The organism is Streptomyces sp. NPDC047042, assembly GCF_040644035.1.
In the GTDB taxonomy this organism is placed as follows: Bacteria; Actinomycetota; Actinomycetes; order Streptomycetales; family Streptomycetaceae; genus Streptomyces.
The window spans coordinates 99762-125435 of sequence record NZ_JBEYVP010000016.1 but is presented as its reverse complement, the minus strand read 5'-3'; the positions used below and the strand labels follow the sequence as shown (position 1 = coordinate 125435).

At 70.7% G+C, this 25674-nt stretch carries 20 protein-coding genes; 9 read left to right on the top strand and 11 right to left on the bottom strand.

All coding sequences use genetic code 11. The annotated features are described in order from the left end of the window. Positions 1-9: 9 nt before the first annotated feature. Genes ABZ855_RS20230 through ABZ855_RS20220 form a run of 3 tightly spaced genes read right to left on the bottom strand, consistent with a single transcriptional unit; the run spans position 10 to position 2734 of the window. Positions 10-771, bottom strand: a complete 762-nt coding sequence (locus ABZ855_RS20230) for an amino acid ABC transporter ATP-binding protein (RefSeq protein ID WP_360808766.1) — start codon at positions 769-771, stop codon at positions 10-12. A 37-nt stretch (positions 772-808) separates the two neighbouring features. Then, positions 809-1738, bottom strand: coding sequence for an amino acid ABC transporter permease (locus ABZ855_RS20225; RefSeq protein ID WP_360808610.1), 930 nt, complete (start codon positions 1736-1738; stop codon positions 809-811). Positions 1739-1780: 42 nt separating this feature from the next. Beyond that, a complete protein-coding gene (locus ABZ855_RS20220) occupies positions 1781-2734 on the bottom strand; it encodes an ABC transporter substrate-binding protein (RefSeq protein ID WP_360808608.1) in 954 nt (317 codons plus the stop codon). Positions 2735-3416: 682 nt separating this feature from the next. Here ABZ855_RS20220 and ABZ855_RS20215 point away from each other — a divergent pair. From ABZ855_RS20215 to ABZ855_RS20200, 4 genes are all read left to right on the top strand, one after another. After that, entirely contained in the window at positions 3417-4625 is a 1209-nt protein-coding gene (locus ABZ855_RS20215) for an NADP-dependent malic enzyme (protein ID WP_360808606.1), read from the top strand. A gap of 226 nt (positions 4626-4851) precedes the next feature. Next, positions 4852-5817 (top strand): zinc-binding dehydrogenase, encoded by a 966-nt coding sequence (locus ABZ855_RS20210; RefSeq protein WP_360808604.1) that lies wholly within the window; start codon positions 4852-4854, stop codon positions 5815-5817. 137 nt (positions 5818-5954) lie between these two features. After that, a complete protein-coding gene (locus tag ABZ855_RS20205) occupies positions 5955-6164 on the top strand; it encodes a helix-turn-helix domain-containing protein (RefSeq protein ID WP_055525534.1) in 210 nt (69 codons plus the stop codon). Further along, on the top strand, positions 6164-6739 hold the full coding sequence (locus ABZ855_RS20200) for a Clp protease N-terminal domain-containing protein (RefSeq protein ID WP_360808602.1): 576 nt from the start codon (positions 6164-6166) through the stop codon (positions 6737-6739). Before ABZ855_RS20205 ends, ABZ855_RS20200 begins: the two co-directional genes overlap by 1 nt. A 16-nt stretch (positions 6740-6755) precedes the next feature. Here ABZ855_RS20200 and ABZ855_RS20195 read toward each other — a convergent pair whose 3' ends face one another. From ABZ855_RS20195 to ABZ855_RS20185, 3 genes are all read right to left on the bottom strand, one after another. Further along, entirely contained in the window at positions 6756-7811 is a 1056-nt protein-coding gene (locus ABZ855_RS20195; protein WP_360808600.1) for a helix-turn-helix transcriptional regulator, read from the bottom strand. Position 7812: 1 nt separating this feature from the next. Further along, positions 7813-8694 carry a DUF4097 family beta strand repeat-containing protein gene (locus ABZ855_RS20190; RefSeq protein WP_360808598.1) on the bottom strand — a complete coding sequence of 294 codons (882 nt, stop codon included), beginning with the start codon at positions 8692-8694 and terminating at the stop codon, positions 7813-7815. Between the two features lie 144 nt (positions 8695-8838). Continuing rightward, positions 8839-9018, bottom strand: a complete 180-nt coding sequence (locus ABZ855_RS20185) for a DUF6104 family protein (RefSeq protein WP_003992906.1) — start codon at positions 9016-9018, stop codon at positions 8839-8841. Positions 9019-9190: 172 nt separating this feature from the next. Here ABZ855_RS20185 and ABZ855_RS20180 point away from each other — a divergent pair, with 172 nt between their 5' ends. Genes ABZ855_RS20180 through ABZ855_RS20165 form a run of 4 tightly spaced genes read left to right on the top strand, consistent with a single transcriptional unit; the run spans position 9191 to position 16858 of the window. Then, positions 9191-9559, top strand: a complete 369-nt coding sequence (locus ABZ855_RS20180) for a CU044_2847 family protein (protein WP_360808596.1) — start codon at positions 9191-9193, stop codon at positions 9557-9559. Continuing rightward, positions 9556-11562 (top strand): trypsin-like peptidase domain-containing protein, encoded by a 2007-nt coding sequence (locus ABZ855_RS20175; protein WP_360808594.1) that lies wholly within the window; start codon positions 9556-9558, stop codon positions 11560-11562. Before ABZ855_RS20180 ends, ABZ855_RS20175 begins: the two co-directional genes overlap by 4 nt. Continuing rightward, the gene (locus tag ABZ855_RS20170) at positions 11559-12638 is read left to right on the top strand and encodes an AAA family ATPase (RefSeq protein WP_360808592.1); all 1080 of its coding nucleotides are present in this window, start codon (positions 11559-11561) and stop codon (positions 12636-12638) included. The genes ABZ855_RS20175 and ABZ855_RS20170 overlap by 4 nt, the downstream gene beginning before the upstream one ends. Continuing rightward, entirely contained in the window at positions 12638-16858 is a 4221-nt protein-coding gene (locus tag ABZ855_RS20165; protein WP_360808590.1) for an SAV_2336 N-terminal domain-related protein, read from the top strand. The genes ABZ855_RS20170 and ABZ855_RS20165 overlap by 1 nt, the downstream gene beginning before the upstream one ends. Positions 16859-16919: 61 nt before the next feature. On the opposite strand, the gene ABZ855_RS20160 is transcribed toward ABZ855_RS20165, so the two are convergent. The 4 genes from ABZ855_RS20160 to ABZ855_RS20145 form a co-directional block, all read right to left on the bottom strand. After that, positions 16920-20726, bottom strand: coding sequence for a multifunctional oxoglutarate decarboxylase/oxoglutarate dehydrogenase thiamine pyrophosphate-binding subunit/dihydrolipoyllysine-residue succinyltransferase subunit (locus ABZ855_RS20160; protein WP_360808588.1), 3807 nt, complete (start codon positions 20724-20726; stop codon positions 16920-16922). A gap of 315 nt (positions 20727-21041) precedes the next feature. Further along, on the bottom strand, positions 21042-22154 hold the full coding sequence (locus ABZ855_RS20155; RefSeq protein WP_360808586.1) for a HAMP domain-containing sensor histidine kinase: 1113 nt from the start codon (positions 22152-22154) through the stop codon (positions 21042-21044). Beyond that, entirely contained in the window at positions 22151-22888 is a 738-nt protein-coding gene (locus ABZ855_RS20150; protein WP_055528598.1) for a response regulator transcription factor, read from the bottom strand. Before ABZ855_RS20150 ends, ABZ855_RS20155 begins: the two co-directional genes overlap by 4 nt. A gap of 144 nt (positions 22889-23032) precedes the next feature. After that, entirely contained in the window at positions 23033-23740 is a 708-nt protein-coding gene (locus ABZ855_RS20145; RefSeq protein ID WP_360808584.1) for a spermidine synthase, read from the bottom strand. Positions 23741-23908: 168 nt separating this feature from the next. Between ABZ855_RS20145 and ABZ855_RS20140 the strand changes: the two genes are divergently transcribed. Next, a complete protein-coding gene (locus ABZ855_RS20140; RefSeq protein WP_360808582.1) occupies positions 23909-24733 on the top strand; it encodes a rhomboid-like protein in 825 nt (274 codons plus the stop codon). Positions 24734-25020: 287 nt separating this feature from the next. Here ABZ855_RS20140 and ABZ855_RS20135 read toward each other — a convergent pair whose 3' ends face one another. Then, positions 25021-25665, bottom strand: a complete 645-nt coding sequence (locus ABZ855_RS20135) for a GNAT family N-acetyltransferase (protein WP_360808580.1) — start codon at positions 25663-25665, stop codon at positions 25021-25023. Between the last annotated feature and the right edge of the window lie 9 nt (positions 25666-25674).

Genomic DNA, 25674 nt, shown 5'->3' with positions numbered 1-25674 from the left:
CCGCCCTCGTCAGAGCACCTTCGACAGGAACGACTGCGTGCGCTCGTGCTGCGGGTTCGTCAGGACGTCGCGCGGGTTGCCGGACTCGACGACCACGCCTCCGTCCATGAAGACCAGGCTGTCTCCCACCTCACGGGCGAAGCCCATCTCGTGGGTGACGACGACCATCGTCATACCGGACTCGGCCAGGTCGCGCATGACGTCGAGGACGTCACCGACCAGCTCCGGGTCCAGCGCCGAGGTCGGCTCGTCGAACAGCATCAGCTTCGGGTCCATGGCCAGGGCCCGGGCGATGGCGACGCGCTGCTGCTGGCCGCCGGAGAGCTGCGAGGGGTAGTTGCCGGCCTTGTCGGCCAGACCCACGCGCTCCAGGAGCTGGCCGGCGCGTTCGCGGGCCTGTGCCTTGCTGGTGCCCTTGACCTGGACCGGCGCCTCCATGACGTTCTCCAGCGCCGTCATGTGCGGGAACAGGTTGAAGCGCTGGAAGACCATGCCGATGTCCCGCCGCTTCAGCGCGACCTCGCTGTCCTTCAGCTCGTACAGCTTGTCGCCCTTCTGGCGGTAGCCGACCAGCTCCCCGTCGACGTACAGGCGCCCCGCGTTGACCTTCTCCAGGTGGTTGATGCACCTGAGGAACGTCGACTTGCCCGAGCCGGAGGGGCCGATGAGGCAGAACACCTCACCCGACTTGACCTCCAGGTCGATGCCCTTGAGGACTTCGACGGGGCCGAAGGACTTGTGGACGCCTTCTGCCTTGACCATGGCGTTCACGCTGGTGCCGTCGGTCTTCTCCACTGAGGTCATGGGGTCACCGCCGGTATCCGGAGAGGGAGAACAAACTGGCCTTGATCTTCTGCAGCGGCGTGTCCGGCAGCGTACGGCTGGAACCACGCGCGTAGTACCGCTCGATGTAGTACTGGCCGACGCTCAGGATCGAGGTCAGGATCAGGTACCAGGCCGCGGCGAGGAAGTACATCTCCACCGGGGCGCCGGACGTCTGTCCGATGTCCTGGGCGTAGCGGAACAGTTCGGCGAACTGGACCACCGACACCAGCGAGGTCGTCTTCAGCATGTTGATGACCTCGTTGCCCGTGGGCGGCACGATCACGCGCATCGCCTGCGGGATCACGATCCGGCGCAGGGTCTTGGCGTGGCTCATGCCCAGGGCGTGCGAGGCCTCGGTCTGGCCCTCGTCGACCGACAGGAGGCCGGCGCGGCAGATCTCCGCCATGTAGGCGGCCTCGTTCAGGCCCAGGCCCAGGAGCGCCGTCAGGAGCGGCGTCATGAAGCTGGACCAGTAGTCCTTGTAGATCGGACCGAGGTTGATGTACGTGAAGACCAGACCCAGGTTGAACCAGACCACGAGCTGGACCAGGACCGGGGTGCCGCGGAAGAACCAGATGTAGAACCAGGCGATGGTCGAGGTCACCGGGTTCTTCGACAGGCGCATGACGGCCAGCAGGATGCCGCCGACGATGCCGATCAGCATCGAGAGAACCGTCAGCAGGAGCGTCTTCCCGACGCCCGTCATGATGCGGTCGTCGAAGAAGTAGTCCGGTACGGCGCCCCAGTTGATGTTGCCCTGGGCGAACGCGTAGACGATCGCGACGAAGAGCGCGATCGCGACGACGGCCGAGACATACCGCCCGTAGTGCCGGACCGGGATGGCCTTGATGGCCTCCGGTCCGGCCGGGGGTGTGTCCGCCGGTCCTGTCGTCTTGTCGGTGTCAACAGTCACGGGTGTTGCCTTTCAGTGCCCGTAGCGTCGATGAGCCTCGGGTCACTTGCCGCCGTTGACGGTCGCCGACGTCACGGCGCCGTCCTCGACGCCCCACTTGGCGATGACCTTGCCGTACTCGCCGTTCTTGATGATCGCGTCGAGCGCGGCCTTCAGGGCGTCCCGCAGCTGCGTGTTCGACTTGGCGACGGCGATGCCGTACGGCGCCGCCTCGACCTGCTCGCCGACGACCTGGAAGTCGTTGCCGCCGCCCGAGGTCTTCACCGCGTACGCCGTGACGGGGAAGTCGGAGGAGCCGGCGTTCGCGCCGCCCGCGCGCACCCGGGTCTGGGCCTGCTGGTCGTTGTCGTACGACTCGATGGCGATCTTCTTGCCACCGGTGCACTTCTTCGTCTCGGCCTTGGCGAGGTCCTCGGAGACCGTGCCGCGCTGGACCGCGATCTTCTTGCCGCACAGGTCCGACCAGGACTTGATGCCCTGGTCGTCGCCCTTCTTGGTGTAGATCGAGACACCGGCGGTGAAGTAGTCGACGAAGTCGACGCCCTCGCCGACCTTCTTGCCGTTCTCGGTGCCCTCCTGGCGGTCCTTGGTGTCGGTCATCGCGGACATGGCGATGTCGTACCGCTTGGAGCGCAGACCCGTGATCAGGGTGTCGAAGGTGCCGTTCTCGAACTGGAACTTCACACCGAGCTGCTTGCCCATGGCGTCGGCCAGGTCGGGGTCGATACCGACCGTCTTGCCGGAGCTGTCCTTGAACTCGACCGGCGCGTACGCGATGTCGGAGCCGACGGTGATGACGCCCTTGTCGCGGATCGCCTGGGGCAGCTTGTCGGCCAGCGGGGCGGAGCTCGTCGAGGCGCTCTCCGAGCCGGTGCCCTTGTCCTTGGTCTGGTCACCGCAGCCGGTGAGCAGCAGGGCGCCTGCGACCGCGATCGCACCGACCGCGGCTAGCCGGTTGTGCGCGGCGGTCGTACGAACGGTGGAGCTTGCGGTCATGGTGGGTTCCTCCGGCGGATGGATGGTGTGCCATTGGGCCGGGGCCCGCTCGCGGAGCGGACGGTACCGGCGGGTCGGCTGGTGCACGCATCTTTGAGTGTCGCGACCTTGTGTGATTACGGCATCTTGCCATTCGGACTTGGTCATTCAGACGACCGACTATGTCAAAATCGGATAACGGGTGACCCCCGTCATGTGTCAGGTCGGTACATCAGGCCGGACCTTCCCGGATCTTCTGCGGGAATCATTCGTTCCGGCCGGAAGATCTTCGGTGCATCTCGCCAGGTGAACGGCTGTTGCATCCCGCGCGAACGGCCGTATGGGGGCTTCGTCTGCGACGGCACGCGGGCCGGGTGTCGGCGCGCTGCCCGGCCGGGCGCCTGCTCGCTTCCGGCTCGAGTCGAGCGCTCTCGATTTGATCGATCATGCCCGTGTATGTGGGCATGTGTGGTGATGAGTCGGGCCGCCCAGGTGTGACCTTCCCGTTGTGGGGTCGTCGTCTGTGTTCTCCATCCGGTAAGAAGGTTCTTTACACCCCTCATCAGGGGCTCAGGGCGCGTGTGCGGCGCGCCCGTCGCGTTCGTGCCCGTGCGCATCACTCACCGGGGCCTTACGCGGTGCCCGCCCACCCCTCACCAGGAGTGGCCACCCTCAACCGTGAAGACCTAAGGGGTAAAACAAAGTGGCAGCGGAGATCGTCAATCCTCGCAGCGACATCGACACGGACAGTGACGCCGGTGACTTCGACCCGGCGTTCGCCCTGCACCGTGGCGGCAAGATGGCCGTCCAGGCCACCGTGCCGATCCGCGACAAGGACGACCTGTCCCTCGCGTACACACCCGGAGTGGCCCGGGTGTGCACCGCCATCGCCGAGCAGCCCGACCTCGTCAACGACTACACCTGGAAGTCGTCGGTCGTCGCGGTCGTGACGGACGGTACGGCCGTCCTCGGCCTCGGGGACATCGGTCCCGAGGCCTCCCTCCCGGTGATGGAGGGCAAGGCGATCCTGTTCAAGCAGTTCGGCGGCGTGGACGCGGTCCCGATCGCGCTCGCCTGCACCGGCGTGGACGAGATCGTCGAGACGGTCGTCCGGCTGGCGCCGTCCTTCGGTGGGATCAACCTGGAGGACATCTCGGCACCGCGGTGCTTCGAGATCGAGCGGCAGCTCCAGGAGCGGCTGGACATCCCCGTCTTCCACGACGACCAGCACGGCACCGCGGTCGTGACGCTCGCGGCCCTGCGCAACGCCGCGCGGCTGACCGGGCGTGAGCTCGGGGAACTGCGTGGCGTGATCTCCGGCGCGGGTGCGGCGGGCGTCGCCATCGCGAAGTTCCTCCTCGAGGCGGGGCTCGGCGATGTCGCGGTCGCCGACCGCAAGGGCATCGTCTCGGCGGACCGGGACGACCTCACGCCGGTCAAGCGGGAGCTGGCCGAGCTGACGAACAAGGCCGGACTGACGGGGTCGCTGGAGAGCGCGCTGGCGGGCGCGGACGTCTTCATCGGCGTCTCCGGCGGTACGGTGCCCGAGGCGGCGGTCGCTTCCATGGCTAAGGACGCGTTCGTGTTCGCGATGGCCAACCCCGACCCCGAGGTGCACCCGGATGTGGCGCACAAGTACGCGGCGGTCGTCGCGACCGGGCGTTCGGACTTCCCGAACCAGATCAACAACGTGCTGGCGTTTCCGGGGATCTTCGCGGGGGCGTTGCAGGTGCGGGCGTCTCGGATCACCGAGGGGATGAAGATCGCGGCGGCTGATGCGTTGGCTGCGGTGGTGGGGGAGGAGCTTGCGGCTGATTACGTGATTCCGTCGCCGTTCGATCCGCGGGTGGCTCCGGCGGTTACGGCTGCGGTTGCTGCGGCGGCTCGGGCGGAGGGGGTTGCTCGGCGCTGAGGGTGCTTTTTGGGGGTGGGGCGTCCGGGGGTGGTGTTTTTCCTCGCCCCCGCCGCCCCTACCCGTCCCATCCCGTTCCTGGGGGCTGCGCCCCCAGACCCCCCCTTTCGGCCCTGAAGGGGCCTCGTCCTCAAACGCCGGACGGGCTGGTTGGGGGCGTCAAGAGGGTGTGTGTCACAGGGGTGGGTCGTTCCCCGGGTTCGTCCTGCGGCCTATCGTCGGAGGCATGTTCGCTGCCTACGCCGCCCGCATCGATCCCGACCATCCGCTCAGCGGGCTGGAGTTGGGTGAGCGCCCAGCCCCGGAAGCGCGTCCCGGGTGGGCGACGGTCGATGTCAGGGCCGCCTCGCTCAACCACCACGATCTGTGGTCCCTGCGTGGAGTGGGACTCCCCGAGGACCGTCTCCCGATGATCCTCGGCTGCGACGCCGCCGGCGTCGACGCGGACGGCAACGAAGTCGTCCTGCACTCCGTCATCGGCCAGACGGGTCACGGGGTCGGCCCCAAGGAACCCCGTTCCATCCTCACCGAGCGCTACCAGGGGACCTTCGCCGAGCAGGTCGCCGTACCGGCGTGGAACATCCTGCCCAAGCCCAAGGAGCTCTCCTTCGCGGAGGCCGCCTGTCTGCCCACGGCCTGGCTGACGGCGTACCGCATGCTCTTCACCAACGCGGGTGTACGCCCCGGGGACTCGGTGCTCGTACAGGGCGCCGGCGGCGGTGTCGCGACCGCCGCGATCGTGCTCGGCAAGGCGGCGGGTCTGCGGGTCTTCGCCACCAGCCGGGACGAGGCCAAGCGCAAGCGGGCGCTGGAGCTCGGTGCCGTCGAGGCGGTGGAGTCCGGGGCGCGGCTGCCGCAGCGCGTGGACGCCGTGATCGAGACGGTCGGCGCGGCCACCTGGTCCCACTCGGTCAAGTCGCTCCGGCCCGGCGGCACGCTCGTCATCTCCGGCGCCACCAGCGGCGATCGGCCCTCGCACGCCGAACTGACCCGGATCTTCTTCCTCGAGCTCAAGGTCGTCGGCTCGACGATGGGCACCAAGGACGAGCTGGAGGACCTGCTGTCCTTCTGCGCCGCCACCGGCGTACGCCCCGTCATCGACGAGGTGCTTCCGCTGGACCGGGCCCGTGAGGGCTTCGAACGCCTCGAATCCGGTGACCAGTTCGGCAAGATCGTCCTCACCACCTCCTGACCACATCCTGATCGTCATCGCGCATACCTTCCCTCCGCGGCGGGTCCGGGTTTCCGGGCCCGCCGTTCGTGTGTCCGCGCGCTCTGAGATGTCAATCAGGGTTGACAAGCGTGAAGATGTCAACCTAGGTTGACATCATGACCGAAGCAACAGATCTCGCCGAGCGCGCGGGCGACCGCGACCCGCGGATCGGGCTGCGAGCCGTCTCCGCGCTGCGGAAGCTGGTCGAGCAGTTGGAGTCCGTGCAGGTGCGCAGCGCGCGCAATCAGGGCTGGTCGTGGCAGGAGATCGCCGCGGAACTCGGTGTCAGCAGGCAGGCCGTGCACAAGAAATACGGGAGGCAGTGATGTTCGAACGGTTCACGAGCGATGCCCGCGCTGTGGTGCAGGGTGCCGTCGAACACGCGGAACGCGTCGGCAGCGGGCGGGTCGGCGCCGAGCATCTCCTGCTCGCGCTGCTCGACCGCGAGGGCGGGCGCGCCTCCTTCGCGCTGGCCTCGCTCGGACTCGCCGACCGCAAGGAGCCGGTGAGGGCCGCTCTGGCCGACGCCCGCCGCCGCGCCGGACTGTCGCAGGCGGAGGCCGACGCCCTCGCCGGGCTCGGTATCGACGTGTCCGACATCGTCTCCCGGGTCGAGGAGGTGCACGGGGCCGGCGCGATGTCCGGCGACCGTCAGGACAGGGGGTGGCTGTCCGGGCGCCGCCTCTTCGACCGGGACGCCAAGGAGGTGCTGGAGAGGTGCCTGCGCATCGCGGTGGCCCGACGTGACCGCCGTATCGGCGACGAGCACATCCTCCTCGCTCTCGTGACCCGCCCCGGCGTCCCGTCGGAGGTCCTCGCCGATCAGGGCGTCACTTACGAGGCCCTGAATCGTGTGCTTCACGGTGAGGGGGAGCATGGGGGTGAGGCCAAGGCGGGCTGAGTCCCTGGCCCCCGCCTCACACCTTCGGTGTTCGCAGCGCCGCCTCCGTCAGGGCCGCCGCCGCCGACAAGTGGCGACGGATCTCGTGGAGTTGGGGTTCCGTGACGCCCTGGTCGCGAGCCGTGTCGCGAATGTCGTCCCGGAAGCGGTCCAGGAGGCGGTCCAGGTCGCGGGCCGGGTCGCCGGTGGACGCCTCGTGGGCCCAGGGCGGTTCATAGCCGGCCGGAAAGTCCGGGGGAGTGTCCGTGTACTGCGGCTGCTCCGGTTCGCGAGTCGATGAGGTCGAATTGCTGCCGGGGGGTGTGAAGCCGAAGTCCTTGCCCAGGTTCTTTCCTATGTCCATTCCCAACTCGCCGAACTCCTTGGCCAGTTCGGTCAGGCCCTCGCGCACCCCCGTCGGCCAGTCGCCCCTGCTGAAGTGGTCCTGGACCTGTTCCTGGACGCGCCGGGCGATGCGCTGCACCTCCTCCTGCGCCTGGGCGCGGGCGTGATCCTGGGCCTCCTTGGCCTGGCGCCTGGCCCGCTGGGCCTCCTCGCGGGCCCGGCGGCTCTCGTCCTTCGCGCGGCGGGCCTGCTCCTTCCACTCCTGCTTGGCGCGCCGCATCTCCTCCTTCGCGGCACGCCACGCCTCTTTGTCGCCGAGGTCGGTGTGGTCCGGAGCGCTCCGTACGGTGCCGGGGCCTCTGCGGGCCTCGCTCGCCGCCGCGCGCACCTCTCGGCGCAGGTCGCCCGCCGCGCCCCGGACGTCGGCCCGGATCTCGGCGGCGAGTTCGGCGACGGAGTCGCGGATCTCCAGTTCCAGGTCGGCCAGTTCACCGCTGCGGTCGGCCAGTTCGGCGCGGCCCGCGTCCGTGATGGCGTACACCTTGCGGCCGCCCTCGGTGGTGTGGGTGACCAGGCCCTCGGCCTCCAGCTTGGCCAGGCGGGGGTACACGGTGCCCGCCGAAGGTGCGTACAGCCCCTGGAAGCGTTCCTCCAGGAGGCGGATCACCTCGTAGCCGTGGCGGGGGGCCTCGTCCAGCAGCTTCAGCAGGTAGAGGCGCAGGCGGCCGTGGGCGAAGACGGGAGGCATGTCAGAGCACCTTCTTGTTCGTCGGGCCGGAAGCGTCGGTCGGGCCGGAGGTGTCGGTCGGGTCGTCCTCGGGCTGGGGGCGGCGGAGCAGGGCGATCGAACCGGAGACCGTGGTCGCCCGCAGCTTGCCCGTGCCCGCGCCCAGGCGGCCCGTGACCCGGTGGGCGCCCCACTGGCCGTGGACGCGGAGGTCGTCGAAGGCGTTGGAGATTCTGCCGCTCGCGGTGTTCGCCTCCACCTCGGCGTCCGCCGGGTGCGGGAGCCGGATGGCGATCTCGCCCGAGACGTTGGTCAGCCGGACGTCCGTCGGGCCCTCCGGGTCCAGGTCGACGATCATGGAGCCGCTGACCGACTCGGCGCGCACGGAGGGGCCGGAGCCCTCGACCACGGTGAGGTCGCCGGAGACGGAGTTGAAGTGCAGATCGCCCGTGACCGCCTGGGCTTCCAGGCTGCCCGAGACCGTGTCGGCGCGGACCGGGCCGGAGAGGCCGACCAGTGTCGTGTCGCCGGTGACGCCGTTGACCACTGTCGGTCCGTCGACCCCCGAGACCACGGCGCTGGCGCCGACCACGCCCACCTTGACGCGGGTGTCGGCCGGGACGGCCAGGGACACCACCGCGCTGCGGCGCCAACCCTTGCGGTCCAGCCACTTGAGGAAACCCTTCCAGGGCAGGTCCTCGTAGGCCACCGTCAGGACGCCGTCCTCGTGGGTCACCAGCAGGGGTGGGCCCTCGATCTCGGAGACCTCCAGACGGGCGGAACCGTCGTCGGTGCCCACCACGTTCACCGTTCCGTTGACGATGCGTACGTGCAGGGCCGTGACTGGCTCGTCGAAGGTGAGCTTGCCGGGCTCCTTGACGGACCACTCGGACGTCGTGGACATGATGCGGACCCCCCTGGTTGAACATGAACGGACGACAGGTGAACAGCGGAGGAGGCGACAGGACGCAACGCGCCATATCGCGTCTTCCGCTATTCACGATATATCGCGCTCACGGGAAGTCAAGACACCCGTTCGTGGACCTGCCTACTCGTCGTCCTCGTCGTCCAGACGGGCCAGCCAGGTCGCCAGGCGCTCCACCGGTACCTCGAAGTCGGGATTGAGGTCGACGAAGGTGCGCAACTGCTCGGCGAGCCACTCGAAGGTGACCTCCTCCTCGCCGCGGCGCTTCTCGAGTTCTTCGATGCCTCGGTCGGTGAAGTACACGGATGTTCTCCTGGGCTGATGGGGGGACTCTCGCGGTCCGCTTGTGCTGTCCCTCCAGGTTATGCGCACGCGTGAACGGGCCCTGCGTGCCCGAACCTCACGATCCTCCCCACGCGCGCGTACTCGCACAGGCACAATGGCATCACCTGTAGTCACCAGGTTCGGGGGTGTCGTGGAACAGCGCAGAGTCCAGGAGATCGAGCTGCCGGGCGGCGGGACCGTACTCGCCCGGGTCAGCGTTCTCGACCCGGAGGCGTGGCCGGGGCAAGTGCCGGGCGCCGCGGACGAGTTCTCCTATGACGACGTCGGCGCCCTCGACCACATGGCGTCCCGCGTCGAGCAGTTGAACGAGCTGGTGCGAGGCGTCGGCGGCGCCGTCCTCGACGCGGCGCGGGCCGTGAGGCCGGACGAGGTCAGCGCGACCTTCGGGATCGAACTGGCCGTGAAACCGGGCAAGGCCGTCGCCCTGCTCGCCGACGGCGAGGCCAAGGCGGCGCTGTCCATCACCCTCACCTGGCGGGGGGACACGAACCCCACATGACCTCGGCCAAGCTCGACGCCCTGGTTGTGCGAGCCACCGTACGGATCGGACCCGACGACGAACCGGGCACCCTCTGGGGCAGCGGATTCTTCGTCGCACCAGGATGGTTACTGACCTGCCGCCACATCCTGCCCCTCAAGGACGGCCCGGAGGGCGTGGGTTCCTTACGGGTCCAGGGGTACGACGGTCTCGACGTAAGGGCCCGGCCGGCCTACTGGCTCGGCGGCGGCACGGACCCCGAACAGGACCTCGTCCTCATCAGGTTGACGGAAGACGTCCCCCACGCGTGCGTGCGGCTCACCGACCGCTACGACCGTCCCAACTCCGTCGCCGCCTACGGCTGGCGCCCCACGGACGGACTGCCCAAGCGCTGGAGCGGAGAGACCGACTGCAACGGCACGGACGGCGGCTACGGACTGACGCTCGGGCCCCTGGCCGAGATCCCCCACGGGGCGTCCGGCGGGCCGCTGCTCGACCGTGAGCGCGGGCTGGTCGCCGGCATCGTCAAGGCGCGCCGGGTGGGAAAGGACGGCGGGCTGGCCGTCGCCGTCACCGCGCTGCGCGGCTTCCGGCGGGCGGTGCCCGTGGGGGAGGAGAACGGCCTCGGGGTCGACCCCTACGCGGCCCTCATCCGGGCCCACGACATCTGGCACAGCAAGGTCGCCGGAGCCGTGTCCTGGGTGAAGGCGCAGACCGGGGTCGCCGTCGACGGCGACCGGAGCTGGGGGCCGGGGGACAGTGCCAAGGCCTCCGCGCTGCTCGCCGGGCTGCCCGAGCCGCGCTCCTCGGCAGAGTTGCAGGGACTGATCGGACACGTCGTGGGCGACGATCCCCTGTGGACGGAGGAGGCCGCCCCGCGCGACTGGCGGGACGGCCACGGCTGGTTGTACGACCATCCGGAGGGCGCCGACCTTGTGGCACTCCACTATCTGCGCGTCGTCGCCCAGGTGTGCGGACCGCGCGCACCGGATGCGGCCGCCGAGCTCGAACGGTGGGTCGAACAGCGTGCCGAGGCCCTGCCCGGCCATCTGCGGGCCCTGCTCATGGGTGTGGTGGCCGGCGCGCCCGCACCCTGGGGCAGCGCCGGTGCCCGCGCGGGTGGCGACCTGTGGGACGACCCGAGGATCGACGGTTATCTCAGGCACAGTGACGGGGACGACGCGGACTACGCGCACGGTGCGGACGACTCGGACGGGCCGGTGGTCGCCGTCGAGCTGGAGCCCGATCTGTTCCGGCCGCACGACCGCTTCCACTGGCGGATCTGGACCTGGACGGGCGGCCCGGAGACCGTACGGGCCGGCGACGAGGGCTCCGACCCCGAGGGCGACTCGCTCGCCGACCTGCCGTCGGTACTGAACGAGCCGCTGGCCCGTACCTTCGGCCGGCTCGACAACGGGCGCCGGGCCCGGCTCGAACTCGCCGTACCCGTCGAGCACTTCGGGATCAACGCCCATCTCTGGCTGCCGGGGCCGGTCGTCCCCAGTCTCCGGGCGCACCTCGCCGAGCGGCCCTTCGGAGTGCACCGGCAGGTCGTGGTGCGGTGTCTGAAGCGGCGCGGCGAGCCCACGGCCGTGTGGCGCGAGCGCTGGCGCGCGGTCGCCGAGGGCGAGCCCAAGGCGCTGCCCGTGATCTCCGACGCCTACGCGGGCCAGGCCCTCGACGCGGCCCCGCCCGGCGCGGTGCCCGTGCTGTGCCGGCCGCCGGCCGAGAGCACCGGACCGCTGGCGCAGGCGGTGGCCGCCGGATACGGCGTGATCTTCTGGAACCTCCAGGCCGAGCACACGCACGGCTGCGGCACCGGCTGCCGCGAACTCCACGACCGTACGGCCGAACTGCTCAGCTCGGCGGGCCGGGCCACCGCCCTGCCGGAACGCGTGCGCGCCCTGCGCGAAGGGTTCAGGCGCGCCGACCCCGACGCCGACTGGGTCGAACACCTGGCCCTCCTCTACGACGACCCCGGGCGCCCGATCCCGCACTGCGACGACCTGCTGGAGTCCCCTTGACGACCGCGACCGACACGATCGGCACCCCCGAGCCCGACTGGTACATCTACCGGGGCGCGGGCAGGCCGCACGACGGCATCGGCAGGCTGCCCGCCCCGCCGCCCTGGCGCGACTTCGACGGCGTACCGGGCGACACCGTCGTACCGCCGCTCGGCACCGAGTCGACGCGGCGGCTCGGCAGCCGGGGCGGGCGGGGCATCGCCTGGCGGCAGGAGCAACTGGAGCTGATCAACGCGGCGTTGTATCTGCGCCGCCCGCTTCTCGTGACCGGCGACCCCGGCTCCGGAAAGTCCACCCTCGCCCACGCCATCGCGCACGAACTGGGCCTCGGCCGGGTCCTCCAGTGGCCCATCGTGAGCCGTACGACACTGCGTGAGGGCCTCTACAGATACGACGCCATCGCCCGCCTCCAGGACACCCAGATGGCGCACGCGCGTGGCGAGACGCAGACCGAGGACATCGGCGACTACCTGCGGCTCGGCCCGCTCGGAACGGCGCTCCTGCCGTACGAACGCCCGCGCGTCCTGCTCGTCGACGAGCTGGACAAGAGCGACATCGACCTCCCCAACGACCTGCTGAACGCCCTGGAGGAAGGCGAGTTCAGGATCGCCGAGCTCCAGCGCATCGCCAAACGGCAGGCGGACGTCGAGGTCCTCACGGACGACGACGAGCGGGCCGCGGTGAAGGGCGGACGCGTCCGCTGCAAGGCCTTCCCGATCGTGGTGATGACGAGCAACGGTGAACGCGACTTTCCCGCACCGCTGTTGCGCCGCTGCCTCCACCTCGATGTCCCCTCGCCGCACAACGACGTCCTGGGCAGGGCCCGGCTCGACACCATGGTCACCGCCCACTTCGGCGAGGAGGGCGGCGAAGTGGCGGGCCGCAACGGCGAGTTGATCCGTACCTTCCTCGACTCCGCGCCCGGTTCCCTGCGCGCCGCCGATCAGCTCCTCAACGCCATCTACCTCACCCAGGAGGCCGTGCGCGACAGCGAGCCGGACCGGAAACGGCTCGCCGAACTGCTGATGCGGCCCCTCGACCACGGCGAACACGGGCCGGGCGGCGGACCGCGCTGATGACCTTTCCGGACGCACCGGACACCGCCGGGCAGCTCGCCGAACTCACCGAACGGCTCCGGGCCCTCGGAGTCGAGCCGTCCGCGCGCGAACTCGCCGAGGCGCTGTGGCTGGCGCCGTTCCTGGGGCGGCCGGAGAGGGTGCCCGAGCCCGACGCGGATTCGGGAACGCCCGGCCGTACGCCGGCCCCGCCCGGACGCCCGGGCAGTCGCACGGTCACGCGGCCGGACGTCCGGCCGCGACCCGCCGAGCCCGGCCACGGCCACGGGCCCGGCGAGGACCGCACCCGCCTGCACGCCGACCGGCCGTCGGCGGAAGCCTCGCCGGGGGACCAACCCGGCGACGCGGACAGTGACTTCGTACGGGTCCGGGTGCCCGCCGCCAACGCGCTGCCGCACCCCCTCGCGCTTCAACGCGCCCTGCGTCCGCTCCAGCACTACCACCCGCCTGTCCGCAGTCCCGCCCTCGACCTCGACGAACAGGCCACGGCGGAACAGGCGGCGGAGACCCGTCTCCTGCTGCCCGTCCTGCGCGCCACCGCCCGCCGCGAGGCCCGGCTCCGCCTCCTCATGGACGTCTCGACGTCAACCAGCGTCTGGGACACGGCACTTGATGAGCTGCGGCAGCTGTGCGCCGGGCTCGGCGCCTTTCGCGAGGTGGCGATCGACTACGTCCGCGAGGGCGAGGACGGACGCCTGGAGGCCGCGCCCGGGCGGGACTTCGACCGAGCCGTGCGCGCCGCGGAGCAACTGCGCGATCCGACCGGCCGACAGCTGACCCTCGTACTCAGCGACTGCGCGGGCCCGTTGTGGCGGTCGGGTGCGATGCAGCGGCTCCTTCACCGCTGGGGGCGGGCGGCACCGGTGGCCGTCGTGCAGCCACTGCCCCAGCGCATGTGGCAGCGCACACATCTGCCCGCGCTGCCCGGCACGCTCCGACGGCGCGAAGGGCTCGGCGCACGCCTGGAGTTCAGACCGGCGGACGGCGCCGTACGGCCGGCCGGGGCCCTTCCCGTGCCGGTACTGTCGCCGACCCGCACGGCGCTCGGTACCTGGGCGCGGCTGCTCGCCGGCAGCACCGGGCTGGCGGTGTCCGCCCCGGCCGCCTGGGTGCACGCCGACCACCCGGCGTCCCCGCCACGGCCCGAACGGCCGGCCGCGGACCCCGAGTCGATCGTGCGGGCGTTTCGGCGTACGGCGTCCCCCCAGGCCGTCGCTCTCGCGGTCTCCGTCTCGGCGGCGCCGCTGACCCTGCCGGTGATGCAGCTCGTCCAGCGGGCGATGCACCCCAGGTCAGGGCCGAGTGTGCTGGCCGAGGTGCTGCTCAGCGGGCTGCTGGAACGGGGTGCGGAGGCCGGGTGGTACGAGTTCCGGCCGGGGGTGCGGGAGGCGCTGCTGCGGCTGCTGCCGCGCGGCGACGCGATGCTCGTCCTGAAGCACTGTGGTGGGTACGTCGAGCGGCACTTCGGGCGCCGGGCCCGCAACTTCCCGGCGCTGGCCCTGGCGAAGCTCAGCGGGGGCGCCGTCGACGTACCCACCGGGGACGACACGGACGCCGTGCCGGGGGCGTTCGCCGAGGTCTCGGCGCTGGTGGCGGGTCGGTTCGGGGTACCGGGCCAACCGCGCGTACGGGCGGAGGTCTTCGACCTCATGTACGTCGCGGAGGACGAGGCCTGGGCGACGTGGGTGGCCCATCTGCTGACATCGCGCGGCCAGTTCGTGACGAAGCGGCCGATGCGCGACAGCCCGCAGGAGGTCCCGGACCAGGTGGGGGAACGGCTGGCGGCCCATCGCCCGCGCGGCGGGCGCGTCGTCCTCCTCGTCGGCGGCTGGTACTCGGCGTTCCGCGCCGGCAACCCGCTGCGAGAGGTCCTCGGGTCGCACGACGTCCGGGTCGACGCCGTCACGCTGACGCGCCGCGAAGGCCTCGCCTGGGCACGGGAGATGGGGGCCTGCACCGATGTGTGGGACACCACCGAGGAAGCGGCGGCGGAGCGGCTGCTCATCCGACTCGGCCTCGGCTCGGCGAGTACCTCCGACGACGGCCGGGGCCCAGGTTTCCCGGGCCCTACACAGCGGCTTCGCGATGGGGTACCCCGCACGAGCACCGGGTTCGTGGCACCGGCGGGGGCGTTGGCGCGGGTACGGGGGAGCCTGTCCCAGGGGCGTCACTCCGCGAGGTGCGCGATCGTGGGCCCGCGCCTGGCGGGCAAGACCGACCTCGCCGCCCAGTTCGCGCACCACTACGGCTTCACGTACGACATCGTCTGGTGGGTCGGCGGCAAGAACGCCGAGGAGCGCGGGGAGCGACTGGCCCGGCTGGGCGTCGAGTTCGGACTGCCGGCGGGCGGGGACATCGAACAGCGGCTTCGGGAGCTGTACCGGGTGCTGGCGGGCACCGCCCTCGACTGGCTGATCGTCCTCGACGACTGGGAGCGCTCGCAGGACCCGCCGGACTTCCCGGTCGGCGGTCATGTGCTGATCACCTCCCGGGACGTGGACTGGCCGCGCGGGGTGGACACGGTTCCGCTGGAGCCGAGGCCGCTGCGGGAACCCGAGGGCGCCGGCCGAGCCGTGGCCGCCGTACACGTGGCACGCGAGAGGGCCGGCAGCGGGTTCTTCGTCGCGCCGGGGCTCCTCGTCACCTGCGCGAGCGTGGTCGACGGGGTGTCGAAGGGTGACCGCAACCGGGTCACCGTCCACACCACGGACGGATTCCGGCACCGTGCCTGGTTGCTGCGCACGGTGGGGGAGTTGGCCCTGCTGGAGGTCCCCGAGGCCGCCGACCGCTACGGCTGCCTGTGGCTCACGGACACGCCGGACGTACGGCCCGACGGGGTGACGCTGCTGAGCCCCACTCGGGTGATGGGCGGCGCGGTGCTCCCCTCCTTCCCCGCGCGTGCCGAAGGGCAGTCGGGGCATCGCACGATGACCCTGCTCGGCGCCCCCTCCGCCGCGCTGGGCAACGCCGGCGCTCCCGTCCGCAGCCGCCGGGACGGCTCGGTCGTCGGCGTGGTCCTGGCTCCCTCGCCGCCGGACACCGGCTCCGGCCGTGCCGTACGCATCGAGGTGCTGCGGGAGCTGTGCGAGCAGGAGCAGGGGAAGGGCTTCGACCTGTGGCATCGCATCGTCCGCGCGCACGACCGCCACCACGCCGGGCAACACACCTCCGGCCGGCCCGAACTCTACGGTCTGCTCGCCGAGTCGGAGCCGCCGGACGGGCCGGAGACCGTCCTGAGCCTCGTCGCGTCGGCCGGTGCGCCGGCGCCGGACCACGCCCCCCGGAGCTGGCGCGACGGCGCGGGACACCTGTACGCGGTAGGAGCCGCCGGATCGGTCGTCGTCTACGCGGCGCAGGTCCTCGCCCTGCTGGAAGGCCGGCGCCGGGCATCGGGGCCGGCGGGCCTGCCCGCCTGGATCGAGAGGGAGTCCGGGGAGGGGCTGACCGAGGAACAGTCACGGGCCGTCCGCCACGCACTCCAACAGCTGGGCCCAGGATCCGCAGACGGCGACGGCTGCCGAATCACCGTCAAGATCTGGCCCACCGGCACCGACGGGAACGACCAGTACACCTGGAGTCTGCGGGCGACGCAGGCGGACCGCTCGCGGCAGGCCGCGCCGCCCAAGACACCCTTCGTCCCGGACGGGCCGGTGACCCAACTGCGCGACCAGCTGAAGGGCGCGCTGGCATGGGCCGACACCGGCAGACACCGGGCGACGGTGGAGTACGAGCTGCCGGACGAGCTGCTCTGGCGGCTCGACGTGATGCACTGGGCGCCCGGCGAGCTGCTCCGTACCGAGGCCAATGTGTTCGTCAGCGGCCGGAGCCCGGGCCCTGGCGCGCCGGAGCAGGCGCGGGTGGAGCGCTGGAACGCCGTACAGAGCGGCCCCATGGCCGGCCTCCGGCTCCCGGCCCCTCTCCACGACGCCCCGCTGAACTCCGTACCCCTGTGGTGCCGTCATGGTTCCGACGACGACGCACCGCTCGAAGAGGCCCGCGCCCTCGGCTACCCGCTGATCCTCTGGGGCCGCCAGGCCGATCACCGTGACTGCGCCGCCTTCTGCAACTGGGTGGAGCGGGAGTTGCTGCGCGGGTCGGGGAGCGTACGCGAACTCCTCGCCCGGGTGCGGGGGTTGTGGATCCGCAACGGCATGCGGGAGAAGAACACCGACTGGATCAGACATCTCGGCGTCTACTACGACCCACCCGGCGGCGCATGACGAAGGGCCCGGCCCCGGATCGCTCCGGGGCCGGGCCCTTCATGTCCTACCGTCCGAGGGGCTACGCCTCGAACACCTCACGCACCAGCTGCTCCTGCTCCGCCTGGTGGCGCTTGGCCGAACCCACCGCCGGGGACGAGCCCGCCGGGCGCGAGATGCGCCGCAGCCGCTCGCCGTGCGGGATGTCCGCGCCGACCGCCAGGTCCAGGTGGTCGATCAGGTTGAGGGCGATGAAGGGCCACGCGCCCTGGTTCGCCGGCTCCTCCTGCGCCCACAGGTACTTCTCCGCGTTCGGGTACTTGGCGATCTCCGCCTGGAGTTCCGCACCCGGGAGCGGGTACAGGCGCTCGATACGGATGATCGCCGTGTCCGTGATACCGCGCTTCGTCCGCTCGGCCTCGAGGTCGTAGTACAGCTTGCCGGCGCAGAAGACGACCTTGCGGACGTCGGCCGGGGCGGCGGACTCGTCGCCGATGACCGGGCGGAAGGCGCCCGTGGTGAACTCCTCCGTCTTCGACGCGGCGGCCTTGAGGCGCAGCATCGACTTCGGGGTGAAGACCACCAGCGGCTTGTGGTGCGGGTTGTGCACCTGCCACCGCAGGAGGTGGAAGTAGTTCGACGGGAGCGTCGGCTGAGCGACCGTCATGTTGTTCTGGGCGCACAGCTGGAGGAACCGCTCGATGCGCGCGGACGAGTGGTCCGGGCCCTGGCCCTCGTAGCCGTGGGGGAGTAGGAGCGTGACGCCGGACGTCTGGCCCCACTTCTGCTCCGCCGCCGAGATGTACTCGTCGACGACCGTCTGCGCGCCGTTGACGAAGTCACCGAACTGCGCCTCCCACATGACGAGCGCGTCGGGGCGGGCCAGCGAGTAGCCGTACTCGAAGCCCATGACGGCGTACTCGGAGAGCAGCGAGTCGTAGACGTTGAGGCGGGCCTGCTCGTCCGACAGGTACTGCAGCGGGGTGAAGTCCTCGCCGGTGACCCGGTCGATGAGGACCGCGTGCCGCTGGCCGAAGGTGCCGCGCCGGGAGTCCTGGCCCGAGAGGCGCACCGGGGTGCCCTCCAGGAGCAGGGAGCCGATCGCGAGCGTCTCGCCCATGCCCCAGTCGATCGTGTCGTCCTCGATCATCGTCGCCCGGCGCTGCAGCTGCGGGAGCAGACGCGGGTGGACGGTGACGTGGTCGGGGATGTTGACCTGGGACTCGGCGATGCGCTTGACGACCTCCTGGGAAACCGCGGTCTGCACGGGCACCGGGAACTCGGCCCTGGGGTCGCCGCTCAGGGCCTCCGCCGGGGCGGAGACGGCCTCGCGGACCTCCGTGAAGACCTTCTCCAGCTGGCCCTGGAAGTCCTGGAGCGCCTGCTCGGCCTCTTCCAGGGTGATGTCGCCGCGACCGATGAGGGACTCGGTGTAGAGCTTGCGCACCGAGCGCTTCTTGTCGATCAGGTCGTACATCAGGGGCTGCGTGAACGCCGGGTTGTCGGACTCGTTGTGGCCGCGACGGCGGTAGCAGATGAGGTCGATCACGACGTCCTTGTTGAACGCCTGACGGAACTCGAAGGCCAGACGCGCGACGCGGACGACGGCCTCGGGGTCGTCACCGTTCACATGGAAGATCGGAGCCTCGATCATCCTCGCCACGTCCGTCGCGTACATCGACGAGCGCGACGACTCCGGGGCGGCGGTGAAGCCGACCTGGTTGTTGATGACGATGTGGACCGTGCCGCCGGTGCGGTAGCCGCGCAGCTGGGACATGTTGAGGGTCTCGGCCACCACGCCCTGGCCCGCGAAGGCCGCGTCACCGTGCAGGGCGACCGGCAGGACCGTGAAGTCCGTGCCGCCCTTGTTGATGATGTCCTGCTTGGCGCGGGCGATGCCCTCGATGACCGGGTCGACCGTCTCCAGGTGGGACGGGTTGGCGGCCAGCGAGACGTTGATCTGCTCGCCGTCCAGGCCCGTGAACACGCCCTGGGCGCCCAGGTGGTACTTCACGTCGCCGGAGCCGTGCATCGACTTCGGGTCGAGGTTGCCCTCGAACTCCCGGAAGATCTGGGCGTACGACTTGCCGACGATGTTGGCGAGGACGTTGAGGCGGCCGCGGTGGGCCATGCCGATGACGACCTCGTCCAGGCGCGACTCGGCCGCGCTGTCGATGACCGCGTCGAGCAGCGGGATGACCGACTCGCCGCCCTCGAGGGAGAAGCGCTTCTGGCCGACGTACTTCGTCTGCAGGAAGGTCTCGAAGGCCTCCGCCGCGTTCAGCCGGCGCAGGATGCGCAGCTGCTCCTCGCGCTCCGGCTTGGAGTGCGGGCGCTCGATGCGGTCCTGGATCCACTTGCGCTGCTTCGGGTCCTGGATGTGCATGAACTCGACGCCGGTGGTGCGGCAGTACGAGTCGCGCAGCACGCCGAGGATGTCGCGCAGCTTCATCAGGGACTTGCCGGAGAAGCCGCCGACCGCGAACTCGCGCTCCAGGTCCCAGAGGGTGAGCCCGTGCTCGGTGATGTCCAGGTCGGGGTGCTTGCGCTGGCGGTACTCCAGCGGGTCGGTGTCGGCCATGACATGGCCGCGGACCCGGTAGGAGTGGATCAGCTCGAAGACGCGGGCGGCCTTCGTGACGTCGTCGTCGTGCGAGGCGTCGATGTCCTTGAGCCAGCGGACCGGCTCGTAGGGGATGCGCAGCGCCTCGAAGATGTCGTCGTAGAAACCGCCCTCGCCGAGGAGGAAGTTGGCGACGATCCGCAGGAACTCGCCGGAGGCGGCGCCCTGGATGACCCGGTGGTCGTAGGTCGACGTGAGCGTCATGACCTTGGAGATACCGAGCTTGTTCAGGGTGTCCTGCGACGTGCCCTGGAACTCCGCCGGGTAGTCCATGGATCCGACGCCCATGATGACCGACTGACCGGGCATCAGACGCGGGACCGAGTGGACGGTGCCGAGGCCGCCGGGGTTGGTCAGGGAGACCGTGACGCCGGTGAAGTCGTCCATCGTCAGCTTGCCGTCGCGGGCGCGGCGGACGATGTCCTCGTAGGCCTGCCAGAACTCGAAGAAGTTCAGCGTCTCGGCCTTCTTGATGCCGGCCACGACGAGCTGGCGGTCGCCGTTGGGCTTCACCAGGTCGATGGCGAGGCCGAAGTTGACGTGCGCCGGCTTGACGAGGGTCGGCTTGCCGTCCTTCTCCTGGAAGGAGTAGTTCATCGACGGCATGGCCTTGATGGCCTGCACCATCGCGTAGCCGATGAGGTGGGTGAAGGAGATCTTCCCGCCCCGGGCGCGCTTCAGATGGTTGTTGATGACGATGCGGTTGTCGAAGAGCAGCTTCACCGGGACCGCGCGCACGGACGTGGCCGTGGGCACCTCGATCGAGGCGTTCATGTTCTTCGCCACGGCCGCGGACGGGCCGCGCAGCGTCACGAACTCCGGACCGTCCACGGCCTGCGCCTCGGCCGCGGGGGCGGCCTTGGGCTTGGCGGCGGCCGGTGCGGGCGTCGCGGCGGCGGGCTTCGCGGCCGGCGCGGGCGCCGGAGCTGCGGCGGCGGGCTTGGGAGCCACCGCGGGGGCCGGCGCGGGCACGGTCGGGGTCACGGGAGCCGCGGGGGCGACCGGGGCCGCTGCGGCCGGGGTCGAGGTGGTCTCTGCGGCCCCCGCGGCCGCAGTACCCGCCGTAGCCGTGGGAGCGGCGGCCGCTCCGGGCTTGTAGTCGGCGAAGAAGTCCCACCAGGCACGGTCTACGGAGTTCGGGTCCTGGAGGTACTGCTGATAGATCTCGTCGACGAGCCACTCGTTGGGTCCGAACGCTGCCGCAGGGTTACCTGCGGACTCGTCGGTCGAGATGCTCGATGAGTTACTGGGGGACTGTGGCGACACGGCGGCAACCGCCCTCTTCCGCTTCACAAGGTGGCTTCACAAGGTGATGGACAGCGGGAATCAAGGCTACGCCCCCGTGGCCGAAAGGTCAGTCCGGGTCCGTTCATCGTCGCGTAAGTCACATCAACAATCGTGTTTCGGGGGATGAAATGGCGGGAAACAAGCGGGGTTCCGGTCCGAAAGGGACACCTGAGGGAAGCCCTGATTGTCGCCCGGGCGCACGAAATGCGCGGGCCTGTGATCAATCACACGTGTCCACGCGCGTCCGCCAGCGCGGACGTAGATGGATCTTGTGGCTCCGCTTCGAACTTTACGTCAACTTGGGACGGATGACTCTCCCGGAAGGGTGACCAAAATCCGGCAACCTCGCTCGGATTCGGCCACACCGATCCGGCCGCCGTGCAGATCGACCGCCCAGCGGGCGATCGCCAGACCAAGCCCCGTACCGCCGTCGCTGCCCGGCCCGTGCGGCGAGCTGACGCCGCCGCGGTTGAACCGCTCGAAGACGCGGTGCCACTCCGAGCGCGGAATGCCCGGACCCTCGTCCAGGATCTCCAGCTCCAGCGACTCGGGGGGCGTCCCGCGCCGCGCCTTGACGGTGACCCGGCCGTGCGCGGGGCTGTGCTTGACCGCGTTGTCGATCAGGTTGGCGACGACCTGGTGCAGGCGCTCCGGGTCGGCGTGCGCGATCAGCTCGGGCGGATTGACGTCCAGGTGCAGATGGACGTCGTTACGGGTACGGCCGCCGGAGCCCGAGGCGATGCCCGCGCGCGTGGCGGCGAGCATGTTGGCCTCCTTGAGGACGCCCGAGAGGTACGGCCAGACCTCGAACCGGCGCTTTCGCAGCGGTACGACCCCGTTGTCCAGCCGGGAGAGGTCGAGCAGGGTCTCCACCAGCCGCCCGAGCCGCTCGGTCTGCTTGAGCGCCGTACGCATGGTCTCCGGGTCGGCGGCCGAGACCCCGTCCACGACGTTCTCCAGTACGGCGCGCAGACCCGCGATCGGGGTGCGCAGCTCGTGCGAGACGTTCGCCACCAGCTCCTTGCGCTGACGGTCCTGGGCCTCCAGCTCGTCCGCCATGACGTTGATCGTCTGGGCCAGGTCGCCCAGTTCGTCCCAGCGGTTCTCGCGCACCCGGCGTGTGTAGTCGCCGTGCGAGATGGAGCGGGCCACCGCGTTCATGTCGTCCAGCGGCGCGGTGAGTGAATGGGCCACGAACTGCGTTATCAACAGTGTGGCGATCATCGAGAAGACCGTGATGAAGCGGAGCTCCGTCTTGGTGTGCACCGCGATCATGGACAGACCGGTGGTGATCAGTACCGAGACGACGACCAGAGCACCCAGCTTGGTCTTGATCGAGAACGGACGTACGCCGCCCCAGGGCTCTTCCCCGGGGCTTCTCCGTGCGGCCGGCCGCCCTCGGCTCATGGCGTCGGTGTCTCCAGTGCGTAGCCGACCCCGTGCACCGTACGGATCCGCTCGGCGCCGATCTTCCGGCGCAGCGCCTTGATGTGGCTGTCGACGGTCCGGGTGCCCGAGGCGTCCGCCCAGTCCCACACCTCGGCGAGCAGCTGCTCACGGGAGAGGACCGCGCGGGGCGTGTTGGCGAGACAGACGAGCAGGTCGAACTCGGTGGGCGTGAGGTGTACGTCCTCGGAGCGCACCCGCACCCGCCGCTGCGCGTGGTCGATCTCCAGCTCGCCCAGCCGCAGGATGCCGGAGCGCGGCGTCGACGCGGCGATGGCGGCCCGCTCGACGCGGCGCAGCAGTACGTGCACCCGCGCGGCCAGCTCACGCATGGAGAAGGGTTTCGTCATGTAGTCGTCGGCGCCGACCCCGAGCCCGACCAGCATGTCGGTCTCGTCGTCGCGCGCGGTGAGCATCAGGACCGGCACGGCCCGCTGGGCCTGTACGCGCCTGCATACTTCCAGCCCGTCGAAGCCGGGCAGCATGATGTCGAGGATCAGCAGATCGGGCTGCCAGGCCTCGGCGGTGTCGACGGCGGCCGGCCCGTCGCCCGCGGTCTGCACGAGGAATCCCTCGGCGCGCAGACGGGCCGCGATGGCGTCGACGATCGTCGGGTCGTCCTCGACCACGAGGACCCGGCGCTGGGCGCCCGGAGTCGCCGTCGCGCTGTTCTGGGAGGTGTGTGTCTGCTCCATCGCCCGCCCCTGAAGTGTGCTTTCCGGAACCAGTGGGGTGATTCCTTGGCTGCGCTTGTCCGCGCATGACTGCGATTGACGCACGACTGATCGGATGAGTGATCGGCGTCGGGAAGCAGAGTACGGGCAGTCGCCGCATTCGGGCTATCCAGGCCCGACGGCGAGGTGGACGACGTCCGGGACGCCCCGGGCAACCGGGATCTCTTCGGTGCGTACTGCCCGGAACCCGGCATTCCGTAGAGTTTGCTCAAATTCCAGAGAGGGTTGCGCGGACCACACCGCGAGCACCCCGTCCGGCCTCAACACCCTTGCGCAGCTTGCCAGTCCGGCCTGCGAATACAGGCTTTCGTTGCCCTCCGTGACGGTCCAGCCGGGCCCGTTGTCGATGTCGAGACACAGTGCGTCAAATGTGTCGGAGGTCTCATTGACGTACCTCACCAGGTCGGCTGCGACGACCTCGGTACGGGGGTCGGCGAGGGCGTCGCGGGAGAGCGGGGCGAGCGGGCCGTTCCGATGCCATCCGATGATCGCGGGTTCGCGCTCGACGACGGTGATGCGTCCCCAGTAGGGGTCGGCGGCGGCGTGCGCGAGTGAGAAGCCGACGCCGAGGCCGCCGATGAGGACGTGCGGGTTTGAGGTGGCGCGGTCGCCGCCGCCGCCGTCGCCGAGGGCGTCGCGGGCGGCGTCGATGAGCAGACGCTCAGACCGGCCGTCCGAAGTGTCCATCAGGAAGCACCCGTTGGCGATGATCTGGAGCAACTCCCCGTGCCGGCGCAGCACGACCTCGCCGTACGGGCCCTCGCGGCGGTCCAGGACTTCGGGGGTTTCGTGGGGGTCGGTCGTGCGGGTCATACCGGCATTTTGGCAGTGCGGCGGGGCCGGGGCGCGGGCTTTGATGACTTATCGGCTTCCTGTGAATCTTCTGAATCTGCCTGTGAATCGGGCGGGGCGTGGCGCGGGTCACAGACAGCGGCAGGGGTGAGGGCGAAGGCTGGGGCGAAACGGAAGGAGCGCCTCACCTTGGAACGGGCCGACGCGGTGCCTGACGTGACCCCGGGTGCGCCGACGCCCGCGGGCGTGGAGGGCGTGCGGCTGCTGGACGGGGTGCCGAGGCAGCGGGGTCCGGCGGAAACCGGGTGCCGCGCGCGGCCGGTGGCCGAGGTGGCCGCCGCCCCCGCGAGGCGGCGGCTCCCGCACCCCTGGCGCCTACTCCCAACGCCCACCGGAACCCCGTTCACCTTCACCTTCGCGGCCCTCCTCCTGGTCACCGCCTCCGTCGCCGAACACGCTGCCCCCGCCCTTCTGCACGCCCTCTACCAGGGCTCCAGCACGGACGTGGTCCATCTCGTACGGACGCCCGTGTTCGTGCTGGTCGCCAGCGCCCTGTGGATCGCGGGCGGCGTGACCTCGCCGTACGCCGTCGTCCTGCTCCTCGTCCTGACCGCGCTGGAGCGGCGGATCGGCGGCGCGCGGACCGCCGGGGTGTTCGCGCTCGGGCATGTGCTGGCCACCCTCGCGACCGAGGTGCCCGTGGGGCTCGGGGTGCTGTTGGGGTGGCTGCCGGTGAGCTCGGCGCACCGGCTCGACTACGGGATCAGCTTCGGGGTCGCGGCGAGCGTGGGGGCACTGGCCGGGCTGCTGCGGCCCTGGCTGGGGTGGCCGCTGCTGGTCCTGTTCGGCGGGACGCTGATCCAGGACCTGGTCGCGTACACCGACCCGATGACCAACTGGGGGCATGTGATGGCACTGGCCATCGGGATCGCCCTGTGGCCGTGGGTACGGCGAGCGGCCCGCTCGCGCGCATCCCGGAAAGCCGCTGTACGAGCACAGCGGCGGCCGGGATAGCCGGCCCGGAGCCGTTGGCCGTCTCTTCTGCGGGAGCCGCCGGCCGGCTGTGCCCGGCGGTGCCGTGAGCGCGCCGGCACCGTCGTGCGGAGTCGGCCGCTCGCGCGGCCGTCGCGCGGCCGGAGCGGGGGGAGCGGTCGGCGCGAGGCCCGCTGTGCCCGGCGGTGCAGTAGGCGTCCCGGCACCGCCGGGCGGAGTCGGGCGCCGCTGGCGCGTGGGGGAGTGGTCGGCGTGAGGGTGAGTGGGCCCGGTGGGGTCTTGAGTGCGTCGGCGTCGGCTGAATACGGCTACGGCCCCGTGAACTTCGCGCTCGTCAGTTGGGCCTCCACCCGCCAGCCCAGCGCCTCGTACAGCGCTCGGCCGTCCGGTGTCCCCGCCAGTACTCCTCTCTCCGCGCCCTGCGCTACGGCTTCCCGGGTGAGTGTGCGCATCACGAACGAGCCGAGGCCTCGGCGGCGGTGTGCGGGGGAGGTCGCAATCTGGTCGAACACCGCCGTTACGCCCGTCGGGGCCAGCTGGCCGCGCGCCGCCCAGGAACCGTCGGGTGCCGCCAGCATGGCGCGGGTCACCCCGCCGCGCGTCCACATCCGCACCCGGTAACCGTCCGGGACGGGCGGCGCCTCCACGGCCGTCAGCGGGACCGACATCAGACAGCCCGGCTCGGGATCGATCCACCAGCCCGGGCCGAGCCAGCCGCCCACCGTCGCCGGGTCGTCGAACACCTTGAGCCACACGCCGGGCCCGGTCACCGCGTCGGCCACCTTCCGCACGGTCCGTTCCTCGACGCCCTCGTTCACCGCGTCGAGGACGTGCCGGGTGACGTGCTCGGCCATGCCCACGTCGATCGTGTATCCCCAGGGTTCGACCAGGGGCGGCGACGCCCCGCGCGAGACGACCCAGCCGTCGACCCAGGCCCGCACGGTTCCGTCCACCCGAACTCC

What these genes read in the sequence shown, in the direction of transcription:
- ABZ855_RS20145 (WP_360808584.1), bottom strand. Translation starts at nt 23,740, where the DNA reads ATGACCCGCACGACCGACCCCCACGAAACCCCCGAAGTCCTGGACCGC.
- ABZ855_RS20195 (WP_360808600.1), bottom strand. Translation starts at nt 7,811, where the DNA reads ATGCCTCCCGTCTTCGCCCACGGCCGCCTGCGCCTCTACCTGCTGAAG.
- ABZ855_RS20150 (WP_055528598.1), bottom strand. Translation starts at nt 22,888, where the DNA reads ATGGAGCAGACACACACCTCCCAGAACAGCGCGACGGCGACTCCGGGC.
- ABZ855_RS20165 (WP_360808590.1), top strand. Translation starts at nt 12,638, where the DNA reads ATGACCTTTCCGGACGCACCGGACACCGCCGGGCAGCTCGCCGAACTC.
- ABZ855_RS20210 (WP_360808604.1), top strand. Translation starts at nt 4,852, where the DNA reads ATGTTCGCTGCCTACGCCGCCCGCATCGATCCCGACCATCCGCTCAGC.
- ABZ855_RS20175 (WP_360808594.1), top strand. Translation starts at nt 9,556, where the DNA reads ATGACCTCGGCCAAGCTCGACGCCCTGGTTGTGCGAGCCACCGTACGG.
- ABZ855_RS20205 (WP_055525534.1), top strand. Translation starts at nt 5,955, where the DNA reads ATGACCGAAGCAACAGATCTCGCCGAGCGCGCGGGCGACCGCGACCCG.
- ABZ855_RS20155 (WP_360808586.1), bottom strand. Translation starts at nt 22,154, where the DNA reads ATGAGCCGAGGGCGGCCGGCCGCACGGAGAAGCCCCGGGGAAGAGCCC.
- ABZ855_RS20200 (WP_360808602.1), top strand. Translation starts at nt 6,164, where the DNA reads ATGTTCGAACGGTTCACGAGCGATGCCCGCGCTGTGGTGCAGGGTGCC.
- ABZ855_RS20190 (WP_360808598.1), bottom strand. Translation starts at nt 8,694, where the DNA reads ATGTCCACGACGTCCGAGTGGTCCGTCAAGGAGCCCGGCAAGCTCACC.
- ABZ855_RS20220 (WP_360808608.1), bottom strand. Translation starts at nt 2,734, where the DNA reads ATGACCGCAAGCTCCACCGTTCGTACGACCGCCGCGCACAACCGGCTA.